Source organism: Alcanivorax nanhaiticus (genome assembly GCF_000756665.1).
In the GTDB taxonomy this organism is placed as follows: Bacteria; Pseudomonadota; Gammaproteobacteria; order Pseudomonadales; family Alcanivoracaceae; genus Alcanivorax; species Alcanivorax nanhaiticus.
Genome location: NZ_ARXV01000006.1, coordinates 204,633 through 221,028, shown reverse-complemented (window position 1 = coordinate 221,028; position 16,396 = coordinate 204,633). Strand labels below are relative to the sequence as shown.

Annotated in this window: 16 protein-coding genes and 1 other RNA gene; 12 read left to right on the top strand and 5 right to left on the bottom strand. The window is 57.6% G+C overall.

Features of this window, described 5'->3' with window-relative positions; translation table 11 throughout:
* The first annotated feature begins 33 nt into the window (after positions 1–33).
* The 3 genes from Y5S_RS09575 (at position 34) to Y5S_RS09565 (ending at position 2,174) form a co-directional block, all read left to right on the top strand.
* Positions 34–1,014: an alpha/beta hydrolase gene (locus Y5S_RS09575; RefSeq protein WP_231552662.1), complete on the top strand. Its 981-nt coding sequence runs from the start codon at positions 34–36 to the stop codon at positions 1,012–1,014.
* A gap of 125 nt (positions 1,015–1,139) precedes the next feature.
* Entirely contained in the window at positions 1,140–1,652 is a 513-nt protein-coding gene (locus Y5S_RS09570) for a hypothetical protein (protein WP_035232481.1), read from the top strand.
* Positions 1,653–1,889: 237 nt separating this feature from the next.
* A complete protein-coding gene (locus Y5S_RS09565) occupies positions 1,890–2,174 on the top strand; it encodes a hypothetical protein (RefSeq protein ID WP_035232480.1) in 285 nt (94 codons plus the stop codon).
* Between the two features lie 307 nt (positions 2,175–2,481).
* Here the strand turns inward: Y5S_RS09565 and rpiA are convergent, their stop codons facing one another.
* The gene (rpiA, locus tag Y5S_RS09560; RefSeq protein WP_035232476.1) at positions 2,482–3,135 is read right to left on the bottom strand and encodes a ribose-5-phosphate isomerase RpiA; all 654 of its coding nucleotides are present in this window, start codon (positions 3,133–3,135) and stop codon (positions 2,482–2,484) included.
* Positions 3,136–3,269: 134 nt separating this feature from the next.
* Between rpiA and ilvA the strand changes: the two genes are divergently transcribed.
* Entirely contained in the window at positions 3,270–4,808 is a 1,539-nt protein-coding gene (ilvA, locus tag Y5S_RS09555) for a threonine ammonia-lyase, biosynthetic (protein WP_269319442.1), read from the top strand.
* Between the two features lie 309 nt (positions 4,809–5,117).
* A complete protein-coding gene (locus Y5S_RS19695) occupies positions 5,118–5,267 on the top strand; it encodes a hypothetical protein (protein ID WP_156107692.1) in 150 nt (49 codons plus the stop codon).
* Here the strand turns inward: Y5S_RS19695 and Y5S_RS09550 are convergent.
* The 4 genes from Y5S_RS09550 to Y5S_RS09540 form a co-directional block, all read right to left on the bottom strand.
* Complete coding sequence (locus tag Y5S_RS09550; protein WP_052041503.1) at positions 5,248–5,856, bottom strand: 5-formyltetrahydrofolate cyclo-ligase; 609 nt, start codon at positions 5,854–5,856, stop codon at positions 5,248–5,250. The two genes, Y5S_RS19695 and Y5S_RS09550, sit on opposite strands and share 20 nt — an antisense overlap.
* Before the next feature lie 39 nt (positions 5,857–5,895).
* Positions 5,896–6,080: non-coding RNA, 6S RNA (gene ssrS / locus Y5S_RS19305), on the bottom strand.
* A gap of 304 nt (positions 6,081–6,384) precedes the next feature.
* On the bottom strand, positions 6,385–6,696 hold the full coding sequence (locus tag Y5S_RS09545; RefSeq protein ID WP_035232472.1) for a cell division protein ZapA: 312 nt from the start codon (positions 6,694–6,696) through the stop codon (positions 6,385–6,387).
* Between the two features lie 52 nt (positions 6,697–6,748).
* Complete coding sequence (locus Y5S_RS09540) at positions 6,749–6,961, bottom strand: TIGR02449 family protein (protein ID WP_035232471.1); 213 nt, start codon at positions 6,959–6,961, stop codon at positions 6,749–6,751.
* Positions 6,962–7,192: 231 nt separating this feature from the next.
* Between Y5S_RS09540 and Y5S_RS09535 the strand changes: the two genes are divergently transcribed.
* The 7 genes from Y5S_RS09535 to Y5S_RS09505 all read left to right on the top strand — a co-directional run bounded on the left by Y5S_RS09535 (position 7,193) and on the right by Y5S_RS09505 (position 16,385).
* Complete coding sequence (locus Y5S_RS09535) at positions 7,193–7,783, top strand: UPF0149 family protein (RefSeq protein ID WP_035232470.1); 591 nt, start codon at positions 7,193–7,195, stop codon at positions 7,781–7,783.
* A 32-nt stretch (positions 7,784–7,815) separates the two neighbouring features.
* A complete protein-coding gene (pepP, locus tag Y5S_RS09530; protein ID WP_035232469.1) occupies positions 7,816–9,132 on the top strand; it encodes a Xaa-Pro aminopeptidase in 1,317 nt (438 codons plus the stop codon).
* Positions 9,133–9,360: 228 nt separating this feature from the next.
* Positions 9,361–10,533 (top strand): FAD-dependent monooxygenase, encoded by a 1,173-nt coding sequence (locus Y5S_RS09525; protein ID WP_035232615.1) that lies wholly within the window; start codon positions 9,361–9,363, stop codon positions 10,531–10,533.
* A gap of 241 nt (positions 10,534–10,774) precedes the next feature.
* Entirely contained in the window at positions 10,775–12,028 is a 1,254-nt protein-coding gene (locus Y5S_RS09520; RefSeq protein WP_035232468.1) for a UbiH/UbiF/VisC/COQ6 family ubiquinone biosynthesis hydroxylase, read from the top strand.
* Positions 12,029–12,110: 82 nt separating this feature from the next.
* Entirely contained in the window at positions 12,111–13,121 is a 1,011-nt protein-coding gene (locus Y5S_RS09515) for an extracellular solute-binding protein (RefSeq protein ID WP_035232467.1), read from the top strand.
* Positions 13,122–13,139: 18 nt separating this feature from the next.
* Positions 13,140–14,714, top strand: a complete 1,575-nt coding sequence (locus Y5S_RS09510) for an ABC transporter permease (RefSeq protein ID WP_197055125.1) — start codon at positions 13,140–13,142, stop codon at positions 14,712–14,714.
* Positions 14,715–15,020: 306 nt separating this feature from the next.
* On the top strand, positions 15,021–16,385 hold the full coding sequence (locus tag Y5S_RS09505; RefSeq protein ID WP_035232466.1) for an OmpP1/FadL family transporter: 1,365 nt from the start codon (positions 15,021–15,023) through the stop codon (positions 16,383–16,385).
* Positions 16,386–16,396 lie beyond the last annotated feature (11 nt).

Here is a 16,396-nt window from a genome sequence, read left to right as displayed (position 1 = left end):
TATGCGGCTGGGGCCGTATTATCAGGAAACGCCGTGAGCAAACCGTGGAGACCCTGGCCTCACATGGACAACCCTTTTGATCGAGAGCACATCCAGCAGCACTGGACACCGCTGAACTGGGAAGCGTTTGACCCGCTGGATGAGTCAAGCCAGCGCTATATTGCCTACTATGGGCTGAACTTTGCCGAGAGTCTGCCGAGCCTGGAGCATGGCTTTGGTTATTTTGAAGCCGCAGGCCACCAGATCTCAGTGCATGCGTGGCGCCCCCCTGCCCCCCGTGGGACGGTGTTGGTATGTCATGGTTACTTTGATCACGTTGGGTTGTACCGGCATGTTATTGGCCACGTATTGGAGCTGGGCTACGCCGTGCTGGCCTATGATTTGCCTGGTCATGGGTTAAGTTCTGGCCCGCAGGCAGTGATTGACGATTTCCTCACTTACCGAAGTGTGCTTGAGCAGTGTCTGTCATTGGCGGGCAACCACTTTCCTCATCCCTGGAACGTTATTGCGCAGAGCACCGGTGGTGCCATCGTGATGGATTATCTGGCCAGCAGAGGAGAAGGGGAAGACAACCCCTTCGAGCACGTTATCCTGTTGGCACCGCTGGTGCGGCCATTCAAATGGGGCACGGGCCGCTGGCTGCATACGCTGATCAGTCCTTTTGCCAATAGCATCAAGCGGGTGTTTTCGATCAATTCCAATGATCCTGACTTTCTGGATTTTCTGGAAAACAAGGACCCTTTGCAGGCGCGTCGTGTCTCGGCGATCTGGGTGAGTGCGCTGAAAAAATGGCTTCCCGGTTTTGAAAAGGTGTCACACATTCATGTCTCGCCAATTGTGATTCAGGGGGATTTGGATGAGACGGTGGATTGGCGGTACAACCTGAATGTGATCCGAAGCAAGTTCAATGAGCCGCGGATTCACATATTACCCGGTGCACGACACCAGCTTGCCAATGAACATGCAGATTTCCGTGAGAAGATCTTTGCCATTATTGATCAGTATTTAGGCTGATGCTGACCTGGTTCCCGATTTTACTGTTTGTTACTTGAGGTGAATCGGGGTTTGGCACATGGTATTTGGCGAGGATTGAACCACAACATTTGCGTCATTCAGGCGTGAATCAAGGAGAGAAAAGCATGGATAAGAAAATATGGCTGGCAATGACTGCCGGTGCAGCAATGATGAGCCAGGTTGCCGTTGCTGATTTGAATGCGGGGATCAATGCAGCGGTCAATGCTGATGCGGATGCCAAGGCGGCAGAGCAGGAAGTGCGTGACAAGCGTGATGCAGCCAAGGCCGATGCCAAAGCTCAGAAAAAGGCCATGGAAGAAAAGCATGAAAAAATGAAAGACGATGCCAAGGCCAAGCGCGATGAAATGATGGACGATGCGGAAGCGCATGGCGAAGAAATGAAAGGCCATGGCAAGCGCATGGAAGATGAGGCTCGCGGCAAACGTGATGCCGCTATGGAAAAAATGGAAGAAAACAAGGCTGCTGCCAAGCAGCGTCATGAAGACGCCAAGCAGCGCGCCAGCGAAGCTGGTGCTCAAGCGGAAGTGGACGCTCAGGCTGAAGTCGATGCGGAAGAAGCGGAAGTGAAAGCCAAGGCTAATGCCAAAGCCAAGCCGTGGTATAACTTCTGGGATTAATTCCCAGGAAGCATAATAAAGGCCGCTTGTTAGCGGCCTTTTTTATGCTTCCTGCATAGCGGCGAACGAGAAAGCAGCGGCAAGGAGAGACATCCGAAAGAGCAGTGGCTGGCCTCACGTGTTGACGACGCTGTTATGGCATAGTGGGGTGAGCGATAACTGCGGGGCGGCGTTCCCGCGCTGGCATGCAAAGTGTTATTCAGAGTCTCCTTTATGACTGTGATCCGGGAGGACGTCATGGAAGTGAACAGAAATATTCCGTTCATTGCTGCGAGCTTGTTGGTGGCAGCTTTGGTTGTGTCGCCTGTTAGCGCGGCAGAATCGGAGACGGAGAAAGGGCGTTCGAACACTTCTGAAACTGCTGACTACTTGCGGCAGGAACAGTGGGATCGTGAGCAGCAGCAGTTACAAGATCATCGGGATGCCCAGCGTGAACAATCCAATGCTCGCCAACAGGATCTGCATAATCGCATCCAGCAGCGCCGTGACGACATGATCCGTGATCTGAATAAAAAGCCGTAAGCTACGAGCTACGAGCTACGAGCTACGCTCGATTGGATTAAGAAAGGTCGAAAAGTTCCGCAGATTCCGGAGTTTCTACGAAGCCGCTGTAGGAGCACCGCTTGAGGTGCGAACCGTGCGAAGCACGGAATCGACCGCAGGGCGATCAGGCATTTCCGGGCTCGACGGGTCTGTGAAGAAACCATCTCCCTTCGGTCGCCTCGCTCCGCGAGGTTCGCACCTCAAGCGGTGCTCCTACAGCGGGTTATAGAGAGTGTTTTGCTGAAGCCAAGGGGGGGCCTTTTTGTGTCAGGCGTGTTGCGTCGCTTTAATACTGATTCACGCTGCCGTTTTCGCCTACCAGCACTACATTGGCCGGACGCTTGGCGAACAGGCCGTTGGTGACCACGCCGACAATGTTGTTGATTTTCTCTTCCAGCTCGATGGGGTTGAGAATATCAAGGTTGTGAACATCGAGGATGATGTTGCCGTTATCGGTGACAAAACCATCGCGATATTGCGGCTGGCCACCCAGTGCGACCAGTTTGCGCGCTACATGGGAGCGAGCCATGGGGATGACTTCCACCGGCAGCGGGAACTTGCCCAGGCGTTTCACTTGCTTGGAACCGTCCACGATGCAGATGAATTGATCGGCTACTGCAGCAACAATCTTTTCGCGGGTCAGTGCGCCGCCGCCGCCCTTGATCATCTCCCGGTGGGCATTCACTTCGTCAGCACCGTCCACATACACGGGCAGGCGGTCTACGTCGTTCAGAGATACCACCTCGATGCCATGGCCCTTGAGGCGTTCGGCAGTCGCTTCAGAGCTGGCAACAGCGCCCTTGATGCGGTCTTTCATGGTGGCCAGGCCATCAATAAAAAAGTTGGCGGTGGAGCCGGTGCCGACACCAATGTATTCGCCTTCGGGCACAAAGCGCAGGGCCGCTTCGGCCACCTGCTTCTTCAGCGCATCCTGATCCATGAGCCTGTCCTGTCATGCTGATGAGTGTGTGATGAGCCGGAATTATAGGGCAGCAAGGGCGTGGACTCGACCCCGACCTATCGCAATTCCCCATGCCAAGCCCTAGACTATGACGCTTCTGTCATCCTTGTGCACTGACCAACCCGGAAGCCTACATGCTGGACAAATACGTCAAACGGATACTGCAATCACGCGTTTACGACGTGGCGGTGGAAACGCCCATTCATGCAGCGCCGTTGATTTCCAAGCGAATTGGCAACCGGGTACTGCTCAAGCGGGAAGACCTGCAGCCGGTGTTCTCCTTCAAGTTGCGTGGTGCTTATAACAAGCTGTGTCAGCTCAGCCAGGAGCAGCTGGACCGTGGCGTGATTTGTGCCTCAGCCGGTAATCATGCTCAGGGCATGGCGCTGGCCGCTACCTCCATGGGGGTCAAGGCCACTATCGTGATGCCGCGTACCACGCCGGACATCAAGGTGAATTCGGTGCGCAATCATGGTGGCAAGGCGGTACTGCATGGCGATAGCTTCGATGAGGCGCTGGCTCATGCTCGGGTGTTGGAGGAAAAAGGGGGGCTGACCTTTGTGCACCCTTATGATGACCCCGATGTTATTGCGGGCCAGGGAACGGTGGGCATGGAATTGCTGCGACAGCTCAGCGGCGATCTGGATGCCATCTTCATTCCGGTGGGTGGTGGTGGCCTGGCGGCGGGCATCGCCGCCTACGTAAAGTACGTGCGTCCGGATGTGAAGATCATCGCGGTGGAGCCGGAAGATGCGGCTTGTCTGAAGGCGGCGATGGATAACAAGCGCCGCGTGATTCTCAAGGAAGTAGGCTTGTTTGCCGATGGCGTTGCAGTAAAGCAAATCGGCAAGGAAACCTACAAGATCCTCAAGGACAATGTGGACGAGGTGGTCACCGCCACCACCGATGAGATCTGTGCATCGATCAAGGACTCCTTCGAAGATACCCGAGCCATCTGTGAGCCTGCCGGGGCGCTGGCGCTGGCGGGTCTGAAAAACTGGGTGGCGAAACATGGCGTGAAGGACAAGACGCTGGTGGCGATCCAGAGTGGGGCGAATGTGAACTTTGATCGTTTGCGCCATGTCTCCGAGCGCGCCGAGCTGGGTGAGCAGCGTGAGGCCCTGTTGGGCGTCACCATTCCCGAGAAACCGGGAGCCTTCCGCGCCTTCTGCCAAGCCCTCGGGCGCCGTGGTATCACCGAGTTCAACTATCGCTATAGTGATGATCGGCAGGCCAACATCTTTGTGGGGATTCAGCTCAAGCCCGGAGGAAAGGCGCTGCAGGCGTTGCTGCAGGAGCTGACCGACAAGGGTTATCCGGTGGTGGATATGAGCGGCAACGAGATGGCCAAGCTGCATATTCGCCATCTGGTCGGGGGGCATACTTCCCGGCAGGATCTGCACGAGCGGCTGTTCCGGGTGGAATTCCCGGAGCGTCCGGGAGCCCTGATGGCGTTCCTGCAGTCGCTGGGCGGCAAATGGAATATCAGCCTGTTCCATTACCGCAATCACGGTGCAGCCTACGGCCGGGTGCTGGTGGGTTTCCAGGTGGAAGAGGGTAAAGGTGGCCAGTTGTTGGCCGACTTGAAGAAAGTGCCTTATCCCATGGTGGAAGAGAGCGACAATCCAGCCTATCGACTTTTTCTTAATTAAACGCGGTTTCCTCGGGAACCGGGTAGGCAGTGGGTGGTCACACACCCCCGGGCACGCTGTTTTTCACGCCTTGGCTGTTCATGACTATGCATCTAGATGCATTTTGTGAACCAGTTGACCAAGGGTTATGACGTAGTTCTGTTAAGAAGCGTCAACAGAAGCGGGTAACTACTTGACTTTACTTGTTTGAATGGTCAAATTTTGACCCGGTTGGCATTTTCTGACGGTCATTACGATTACAGTGACTGTCCTGTTAATACTTTTAGGTCAGATTTTTCTGACAGCTGTACCACTTTGGGGAATAGAAAAATGAAAAAGAAGCCGGACGCCCTGGTGCTACTGGCAATCGTTTTCGGGCTGGGAGTGCTGGTCAGCAGCATTACCCACGGTGGCAATGAGCCTGATTATCAGCATTACGCTGACAGTGCAGGCATTGTGGTCACTCAGAGCCAGCAGTAACGATCTGATCTACCGGCTGGTCCCACGGGGCCAGCGGTAGCGCGCCTTCCTCTACACACTGAAAATCATAACCTACCGCCAACAGTCTGGGACGACGCGGTCGTCTTGCCAGATCCGCTAGCGTGCGGTCGTAATATCCTCCTCCCATTCCCATTCGATACCCTGCACGGTCAAAGGCCACCGCCGGTAGCAAAATCACGTCCAGCGCCCAGAGGGCTCGGCCTCGCTTGAGCAGGGCGGGTTCAGCAATGCCGTATTGGTTGGGGCGCATGGGGTGACGTGTTTGCCAGAGGCGAAAACGCAGATGCCCCGGACGCAGCGGGTCCAGCCAGGGAAGATAAGTGCTGGAGTGGTGCAGACGTGGATGGCTCATGGCTGGCATCAGATCCAGCTCACCTTCATTTGCCAGATACAGGGCAATGTGGTGGGCAGGACGGTGCTGCAGGGCGCGGGCAAGGGCGGGACCAGTGCGCAGGGACGCGCGACGGCGCTGGCCTGCGGTCAGTTGCCGGCGACGCTGACGTAGTTGTCGGCGCAACTGCTGACGCTGCTGTCGTTGTGCTGGCGAGAGTGGCTGTTGTTCAGGCATCCGGCCTCGAGCGTCAGGCATCTGGCAAAGAAATAAAGGGTGCTTCCCGGTCCGCCGCTGCGGGCTTGACCCTTGAACCGTATGGTTCAAGGTGGCGGCATCAACCTTGCCCTCAGGCTTTCCGCTCATTGGGCGGACATGCACACGGACACGGCAATATTTGCCTCCGGGTATTACGTTATCGGCTCAGGGACATGGCCCTCTGGCGTACGAGCCAGGAAACACTCGAAGTCATTATAACAGTGGTGTGAGTGGGCGACAGTCTTGACAGGGCAGAAAGGCAGTTAACAGTTAATAGTGAATAGTTAACAGCTGAATTCAAAAGCGGAACCCCTGCTACGAAGCCGCGCAGGTTGGAAATTGCCGAAAGGCAATCTCCGACATGGCGTTAAAGGGTGGCAAAGGATTGGTTTCGAGAAACGAGTCGCGAGTTTCGAAAGGCGACAGCCGTGGGCAGAATGTGAGGTTTTCGCAACTCGAAACTCGTTACTCGCTTCTGAGATTCGGTTGAAGCCAGCGATGGGGCGGTTACAGCTTGCGGCGGGCGTCTTCGAAGGCCTGGATTTCGTCTTCCAGGCGGCCTAGCAAGGCTTGCACGCGGGCTTCGCTCTCGGAATCCTGACCAGCATTCTTGCGGGCATTGAGCAATTCGTGGCTCATGTTCAGGGCGGTCATGATCGCGATCCGCTCCAGACCGATCACATTGGCATCACGGACTTCGCGCAGCTGGGTATCCAGATAGCGGGCGGCCGCCAGCAGGTTGTCCTGCTCGCCTTCCGGGCAGGCAACACGATACTCCTTGTCGAGAAGGTGGATCACCAGGGAGTTTTCGTTAGACATGTTCCAAGGCACCGCGATTGCTAGATGGGTAAGAAGTGGCAGGATGCCACGCTCAGGATTCCTGCTCCAGGGATTTCAGGCGAGAAATGATCGCCTCGACCTTGTTACGGGCTACGTCGTTCTTCTTCAGCAGCTGGGCGCGTTCTTCCACCAGTTTGGCCTCCCGTTCATGAAGGGCCAGATTTTCCTGACGCAGCCGCGAACTGATTCGCAACAGTTCATCGACGCGGGTTTCCAGTTGCTTTAGTTGTTGTTCCGTCGTCATGGCAAAATGGTCGTGGTTCGCCTAAGGTGTGGGCCGGTTACAGGCCCGCGTCCCCTGCACCTCACCGGGAATTGCCAAAAGCTGGCACCCCCTCCCGATTGACAGGCTGTTTCAACTATAGGTGTGGGGTTGACACGGGTCAACGAAATTGAATGCTGATAGCCACTTAGCGCACACTTTTCATGGCTTTCTTCAGGAAGCCCGAGATGCCTGCAGATAACGGAACATCCCATGTCCAACCAGATTGATTTCGAGGTACTGGCCCAGTCCCTGGCGGCGGCCGGTATCGCTCACTCTCCCAGTGAACTACAGGGGCTGGCTGCCGGCTTGTTGGCCACCGGCCATGGCGGGCGCGATGAAGAGTTGCTGGGGGTGCTGGCTTCCCATGTGGATTTTGAGCCGGGCCAGCAATTTTCCACCGAACTGGGTGCCATGCTGGTGGGGGTTCGTGACGAGCTGGCGGGCGGGTTTGCCGGCACCGGGCTGGAGCTTCACCTGCTATTGCCGGGTGATGAGGAAGATCTGGGGCTGCGGGTAGCCGCTATTGCCCAATGGTGCGAGGGCTTTCTGGTCGGCTTTGGTACCGGATCTGCCAATACCCATGACAAGGATCTGTCGCAGGGCATTCAAGAGGCTTTGTCCGATCTGGCTGCCATCAGCCAGGTGGAAACGCCGGATGAATCCGGGGACGAGGAAGAGGACATGTTCGAGCAAGTGGCCGAGCATTGCCGCATGGCGGCACTGATGATTTACACTGAGCTTGTCATGCGCCCGCAAGCCAAGTCAGGCGAGACACCGCCGGCGCCACCGACCAAGCACTGATTACATCGTCTCCCGCATATTCAGGAGGGATTTTGAGCATCAATCGCCAGGAATTTGCCCGTCGCCGTCAGGAATTGATGGGCATCATGGGCCCCAACAGTATTGCCATTCTGCCGGCTGCACCGGAACACATCCGTAACCGGGATGTGGAGTATCCCTACCGTCCCAGTAGTGATTTCTGGTATCTCACCGGCTTTGATGAGCCGGAAGCGGTGATGGTACTGATGCCGGGCCGGGAGCACGGCGAGTACGTGATGTTCTGCCGGGAGCGGGACCGCACCATGGAAATCTGGAATGGCTATCGTTCCGGGCCGGAAGGGGTGGTGAATGACTTCGACGCGGATGATGCCTTCCCCATCGGAGATATCGACGAAATTTTGCCGGGGCTGCTGGAAGGCCGTGAGCGGGTCTACTACGACCTGGGCATGGATGCGGAATTTGATCGCCGTCTGATGGGCTGGGTGAACAGTATCCGTGACCGGGTACGTTCCGGTGCCCAGCCGCCGGGTGAATTTGTGGCGCTGGCGCACCATCTGCATGACATGCGTTTGTTCAAGTCGGCGGCTGAAATCAAGCTGATGCGCAAAGCCGCAAGCATTTCTGCCGGGGCCCATGTGCGAGCGATGCAGGCGGTGAAGCCGGGCATGATGGAATATCAGCTGGAGGCGGAATATATCCACGAGTTCATGCGTCACGGCTCGCGCAGCCCGGCCTACCCGAGCATTGTGGGGGGCGGGGCCAATGGCTGCATCCTGCATTACATTGATAACCGTCAGAAGCTGAAAGAGGGCGATCTGGTATTGGTGGACGCAGGTTGTGAACTGGAGATGTACGCTTCGGACATTACCCGTACCTTTCCGGTGAATGGTTCCTTCAGCAAGCCCCAGCAAGCGCTTTATGAACTGGTGCTGGCCAGCCAGTATGCCGCGATTGAAGCGACCCACCCGGACAATCACTGGAATGTGCCCCACGAGCAGGTGGTGAACATTCTTACCCAGGGCTTGCTGGATCTGGGCTTGCTCAAGGGTGAGTTCAACGAACTGGTCGAAACCGAAGGCTACCGTCGTTTCTTCATGCATCGCACCGGGCACTGGCTGGGGCTGGATGTGCATGATGTGGGCGATTACCGGGTGCAGGATCAGTGGCGCCAGCTGGAGCCGGGTATGGCTTTGACGGTGGAGCCGGGCCTGTATGTGGCGCCGGATGACGACACAGTGGATGAGCAGTGGCGCGGCATCGGCATTCGCATCGAAGACGATGTGGTCGTCACCAAGGACGGCTGTGAGGTGTTGACTCACGAGGTGCCGAAGGATGTGGCGGAGATTGAGCGCTTGATGAAAGGCGGTTGAGGGTAGTTAACAGTTAATAGTGAACAGTTAACAGCTAACTTCAAAAGCGAAAACCCTGCTACGAAGCCGCGTCGGAGTGGCGGGGTTGCATAGCCTGTTTCGAGTAACGAGTCGCGAGTTTCGAAAAGCGGAGCTTTTAGCCTTTCGTTACTCGGTACTCGCAACTAGTAACTCGCCCTTCGGGTTCGCGCCTCAGGCGGCGCTCCTACAGTAAAAGTGGACATTGAAATGACGCAACAACCTCTGGTGATCGTTGGCGGCGGGATGGCGGGGGCCATGCTGGCGTTGTTGTTGCGTCGCCATGGCGCAGGCAGTGTGGTGCTGGTGGAAAGTCATCCGCTGACGTTGCCTGAAGCGCCGCCGTTGACTCCCAGCTTTGATGCGCGCAGTACTGCGCTGTCGGCGGGCACATTGGCGGTATTGGATGATCTTGGTCTGGGTCAGGCCATTCGTGAACACGCCGCTGGGATTGGCACGGTGCATGTGTCCCGACAATCCCGGCTCGGGTTGACCCGTATGTCTGCACAGGAAGAAGGCGTCGACCAGCTTGGGGTGGTGGTGGAAAACCGCTGGCTGGGTTTTGTGTTGCTGGGGGCGCTGTTCGGTGATGACGCCATTACCGTGCGTGCACCGGATACCTTGTCCGGCATTCGTCGCCTGGAGCATGGCTATCAGGTTTCCCTTTCCAGTGGTGATGTCCTGGAAACGCCCTTGCTGATCGCGGCCGATGGTGCCCGTTCGAAGACCCGTGAGTGGCTGGGTATCAGCGCCCGCGATCATGACACCGGGCATGATGCCCTGATTGCCAACCTGTCCCTGGCAGGCCCCCATAGCGGCATTGCTTACGAACGTTTCCTCAACGATGGTCCGCTAGCCCTTTTGCCCCTGCCAGATCAGCGTTTCGCTCTGGTGTGGACCGGTCCGCGTTCGCAAGTAGAGCAGTGGATGGCCATGGGAGAGGCAGAAGTAATGGCAGAGTTGCAGTCCCGTTGTCCGGCGGAGGCACCGCGCCTCACCGGTATCGGCGAGCGGCAGCGTTATCCGCTGGTGCTGACAGAGGCGTGTGCGCAAGTGGTTCCTCACGCAGTAGTGGTGGGCAATGCGGCTCATACCCTGCACCCGGTAGCCGGGCAGGGATTCAATCTGACCGTGCGAGATCTGCTGGCGCTGGCACAGACTGTCGGCGGCAGTGACCAGCCCGGCAGCCTGACCACCCTGCAGGCCTATGCGCAAAAACGGGAAAAGGATCAGGCCCTGATCAGTCAGGCATCCCGTTGGGTGCCGGAATTGTTCCGTGTACAGCAACCGCTGTTTGCCCATAGTCGGCAGTTGGGGTTGGTGGCGCTGGATATTCTGCCGGGGCTGCGGAGTGGGTTTGCGAAACGGGCGATGGGGCTTTGAAAAGCAGTTAATAGTTAACAGTGAATAGCGAATAGCTGAATTCAAAAGCGGAAACCTTGCTACGGAGAGGCGTCGGCGTTGCGGGGTGGAACAACAGTTTCGAGTTATGAGAAACGAGTTTCGAAAATCTGAAAAACGGTTTTGCTTTTCGCAACTCGAAACTCGCTTCTCGTGACTTGGTTTAGCAATAGCTGAATGGCGGAGGTTGCCTGATGGCGTCTGCGTGTGTTGGAAAGGATCTATGACGGGCGTTAACGAACAACACATCATTATCGTTGGCGGTGGCATGACCGGTGGGTTGCTGGCGGTGCTGTTGGCGGAGGCCGGGTTGCGGGTGACGGTGCTGGATGGGGCGCCGGTGCCGGTGATGCCAACGGGGGATGCCCAGTTGCGGGTGTCCACCCTGACCGAAGCCAGCTACTGGTTACTGCGTAACACCGGTGTCTGGGATTGTCTGGATCCGGGCCGGGTGCAACCCTACAGCGCCATGCAGGTGTGGGATCAGGACGGTACCGGTGAGGTGTGTTTCAGCGCCGAGGAAGCGGGTGCCGAGACACTGGGTTGGCTGTTGGAAAATGGCCATTTGACGGCGGCGTTGTATCAACGGGCACAAGCACTGCCGAATCTGGACTGGCGTTGCGGTGCTGCGGTTGAGGGCGCGCGCCGCGGTGAAACGGGTTGGGACGTAATCTGCGGCAATGAACGTCTGCAGGCGGATCTGCTGGTGGGTGCCGACGGTGCCCGCTCACAGGTGCGTGACTGGGCGGGAATCAGTGGCGGCGCTTCCGACAGCGGTCATCATGCTCTGGTCGCCACCATTGGCACGGCTTTGCCGCACGGTGGGTGCGCCCGTCAGGTGTTTATGGAATCCGGGCCGCTGGCCCTGCTGCCCCTGTACAGTGATCCGGCCCAGGGTGAGCAACGACAGTGCTCGATTGTCTGGTCTGGCTGGCCTGAGCGTATTCGTGAATTGCAGCAGTGCGATGCGGCACGTTTTGCCATGGAGCTGCAGGCGAGCGTCGCGGATACGCTGGGTGAGGTGACCCTGTTGAGTGAGCGTGCGGTGTTCCCGATCCAGCCGCGCCACGCCAGTCAGTATGTGGCTGCTGGCCTTGCGCTGGTGGGCGATGCTGCCCATGTGATTCACCCGCTGGCAGGGCAGGGTGTGAATCTTGGCTTGCTGGATGCGGCGGTGCTGGCAGAAGAAGTACGACAGGCCTGTGAAAAGGGGCTGGGTTGTGCGGATGCTCATGCGCTGGCGCGCTATCAACGCCGTCGCCGCGGCGAAAATCTGGTCATGCAAAATGCCATGCGTGGCTTCCAGCAGCTGTTCGAGCAGCGTGCCCTGCCGCTGCGTTGGTTGCGTAATGCCGGCATGCGCATGGTGAATCAGGGAGGGCCGGTGAAGGGGTTCTTCGTTAACCGGGCGCTGGGAAGAAGCGCGGACCTGCCGGTGCTGGCCCGGGCTCCGCATCTGGCGAAAAATTCTGGCTAGAGCTTGGCGTAGAGACCTGCCATACTGCGAGACCAATTAAGAATCATTCTTGTTTGAATTCCCCGGACTGGAGTTAAGGGATATGCGTGTTATCGGTGTCGTAGCTGGTGCTGTTGTGGCGCTGGCGGGCCTGTGGGGCTGTTCAGAACCTGCCTCCGAGAACGAACTGGTGGTCTATACCTCCCGCAATGACCATCTGATCAAACCGGTGTTTGATGCCTATACAGAAGAGACGGGCATCACCATTCGCTATATCACGGACAATGCCTCCGCTCTGGCAGCGCGGCTGCAGGCGGAAGGTGAGCGTACCCCGGCAGATCTGTTGATCACCGTGGATGCCGGCAACCTGTGGAATGCGGCACAAATGGAACTGTTGCAGCCGGTGGAATCGGTGGTGCTGGATGCCAACGTGCCGGATAGCTTCACCGACCCGAACAAGCAGTGGTTTGGTCTGACCAAACGGGCTCGTACCATTGTCTATTCCACTGAGCGGGTGAACCCGGAAAACCTGTCCAGCTATGAAGCGCTGGCGGAGCCCGAGTGGAAAGGGCGTCTTTGTCTGCGCACTTCCAAGAAGGTCTACAACCAGTCTCTGGTTGCCACCATGATTGAGCGCCTGGGCGCTGAGCAGGCGGAAGCCGTGGTCAGTGGCTGGGTGGGCAACCTGGCCACCGATGTGTTCTCCAACGATACCGCCCTGATGGAAGCTATCGTCGCTGGGCAGTGCGATGTGGGCATAGTGAATACTTACTATTTTGGCCGCATGAAGCGTGATAACCCGCAGCTGCCGCTGTCCCTGTTCTGGGCCAACCAGGAGGTGAGTGGTGTGCACATCAATATTTCCGGTGGCGCGGTGACCAAATACGCCCCGCATCCGGAGCAGGCCAAGGCCCTGCTGGAATGGATGACCCAGCCGCAAGCCCAGCATCTGCTGGCGGAAATCAATCTGGAATACCCGGTGAATCCCACTGTGGAACCGGCAGAAGAAGTGCGCTCCTGGGGTGATTTCCGTGAAGACGACCTCAATGTCAGTGTGGCCGGAGCCCTGCAGGTTGAGGCGGTGAAGCTGATGGATCGGGCGGGGTATCGCTAACCGGTGAGGTCCCGCTTTTTGTCAACGCGTCGCTTCCCTGGAATCAGTAGCGCCAGTGCGGTAGCACTGGCGTTGCTGGTTCTGGTGCCGATCCTGGTGCTGTTGAGTGCCTGGCACCAGCAGCAATGGGAGACCTGGCAGCACCTGTTGGATACGGTGTTGTGGCGGCTGGTGGGCAACACCCTGCTGTTGATGGTGGGGGTGACGGTGGGCGTGCTGGCGCTGGGGGTCTCGCTGGCCTGGTGCGTTGCCACGCTGGATTTCCCCGGCCGTCGCTGGCTGGAATGGGCCTTGTTTCTGCCCATGGCCATGCCGGCCTATGTGCTGGCCTTCGTCATGGTGGACTTGCTGGATTATGCCGGACCGATCCAGAGTCAGCTGCGTGACTGGTGGCCCGCTCTGTCAGGGTTTAGTGCACGACACCCGTTCTGGGTAGTGGTGACCCTGACACTGGTGCTCTATCCCTATGTGTACATGCTGGCGCGGCTGGCTTTTCTGGCCCAGGGCCGGGCTGTGCTGGAGCAGGCCCGGATTCTGGGCGACAGCTCGCTGCGAGCCTTTTTCAAGGTGGCGCTACCGATGGCGCGCCCCGGTATTGCGGCAGGGCTGGCGCTGGCATTGATGGAAACCCTGGCCGATTTCGGCGCAGTGTCGGTGTTCAATTTCGATACCTTTACCACCGCCATCTACAAAAGCTGGTACGGCCTGTTCAACCTGCAGGCAGCGGCGCAGCTGGCATCGCTACTACTGTTGTTTGTGCTGGTGGCGCTGATGCTGGAGCGGCGTGGGCGTCGCCGTGCCCGTTACGGTGAATTGGGTGGTCGGCGGGTAATGCGGGTTCGGCCCCGGCTCGCCTGGTTGATCAGTGGCTTTGCATTCACGGTGCTTTTCCTGGCGTTTCTGTTGCCGGTCTCCCGGTTGCTGTACTGGGTGATTGGCACCAGTTTGCAGGGGGTGGATCTGCGCTTTGCCAATCTGGTGTGGCGCACCTTCCTGCTCGGTGCCATGGCGTCGTCGTTGGTGCTGGTGCTGGCCGGGTGGCTGGCGTGGGTGAAACGCCATCAACCTTCGCGGATGGTGTCGGCCTCGGTGCAGCTGGCCACGTTGGGCTATGCGTTGCCGGGCTCGGTGCTGGCAGTGGGCATCATGGTAAGTTTCAGTGCAGTGCAGGACGGCTTGCATCAGTTGGGATGGTCCGTGCCATTGGTAGGCGGGTTGATGGCGCTGGTGCTGGCCTATGTGGTGCGCTTTCTGGCAGTGGCCTTCGGCCCCGTGGAGAATGCCTTGCAGCAGGTGAAGCCTGGCCTGGTAGAGGCGGCCCGCACGTTGGGGGCCACGTCCGCAGAGGTGGGGCGGCGGGTGTACCTGCCAATGATGCTGCCCGGCCTGTTCACGGCGCTGTTGATGGTCGGTATCGATGTGATGAAGGAAATGCCGGCGACTTTGCTGTTGCGTCCCTTCGGCTGGGATACCCTGGCGGTCAGAATCTATGAATTGACGGCGGAAGGGGAGTGGCAGCGTGCCGCTGCCCCATCGTTAACCCTGGTCCTGCTTGGGCTGCTGCCGGTTATCTTGCTGACCCGGAAACGCTAACGCGGTTCGGGCCTGTTTCTGTATGTTCTCTCCTTTGATGTGTATGCGTGTGCATACTGGCTTTTTCTGAATCAAGTTCGCTCCTCTAATGCCTCTTTATTATTCGACTAATGCCAATGCATTAGCTTTTTGCATCTACTGCGTTTATTTATGTGAATATATGTAATTTTGGGGGTGAATTGAGACTTGGTTGTAAGGTAATGTTTCGGGAAAGTGGTACGTTAATACCATGTTTTGGGCAATTTTCTGCCTAGCTATTTGATGAAAAATAATAAAGCCCGTTCGGGTGAGTCTCTGGAGAGCTACATGACAAACAAGAAAGTGCTGCCCGCCATTCTGGCCGGGTTGGGGGTTGTGTCTGCGTTGCCGGCCATGGCAAGCATGGGGAATATCGGTACCACCTATGGTGTGCTGCCTTCGGATGTGGCCTCTGCCCAGGCGCTGTCTCTGTTCAATGGTCAGGTATCTGCGACTTACTACAACCCCGCCAATCTGGCCCGCGAGAGCCAGGGGGTACTGACCTCCGGTCTGATGCACGCCGACCATGAACTGCGTGCCAGCCCGGTGAGTGGCAGCCCTTTCATGACCACCCGTGATGGGGACGTACTTCAGGATGCGCCCTCCCAGCAAGTGCTGCTGGGGATGAAGACCGATCTCTCGAATCTTACCCAGTATGACCATCCGCTCTATCTGGGTTTCATGCTCGGGGTAGAGAAATACGGCGATGAAATGATGGCGTTTTCTTCCGGCACGGAACCCGGTGGCCAGTACCTGGAATATGGTCGCCAGCCCCTGTTTCTGAATCTGGGCGGTGGCACCCAGATCTGGCGTGGTCTGGATATGGGCTTTGCTGCCCGGATCACGTTGCACTCGGAAGCCGAGCTGATTGCCAGCTCCACCCTTGGCGGCAAGACCAGCTATGAAACCCTGAATGTCTCTGCGGTGCCGTCATTGCGACCGATTTTTGGCCTGAACATGGACTTCGGTGAAAGCTTCTGTGGCGACAGTGACGATTGCTGGATGAATGGTTTGGAGGCGGCATTCAGCTTCCGCGGTTATTCCAATTCCAGCACCAAGGTGGACTCCACCATCACTATACCTGGTACGGTGCTGGACCCGGGCATGAGCCTGGCAGTGAGCACCATTGATTCCTACCAACCGAATATCTACGCCGCCGGTCTGGCCTACGGCCGGGATCGCTGGCGTCTTGGGGTAACCTTGGAAATGCAGCAGTGGTCGGCGCTTGAGGATGAACTGGAAAGCGACACCATCAAGGATCAGGCGGTGAACGCCAGCGGTCCGGATCAGCTGCAGTTCAAGGACATCGTCGTGCCCCGCGTGGGCGGTGAATTCCGTCTCGATGACACTTACATGGTGACCGGCGGCCTGGCGTTCAGCGAATCGCCCATGGAGTCCAATGGCTCACTGGAAGTGAACTATCTGGACAATGACAAGTGGATTCTGGGGCTGGGCCTGACGGCAGAGTACAAGTCGGTGCCAGTGCTGGCATTCCCGGTGCGCCTGGATCTGGCCTATCAGTACCAGCAGCTGGAAAGTCGTGAGTTTGATCTCTACGACCAGCGCTCGCCAGCGTATCCACAATCCTATGAAACCGTAGAAGCCGAAGGGGATGTACATGTCTTCAGCGGTTCTATCACTCTGAAATTCTAGGAGGCATGACC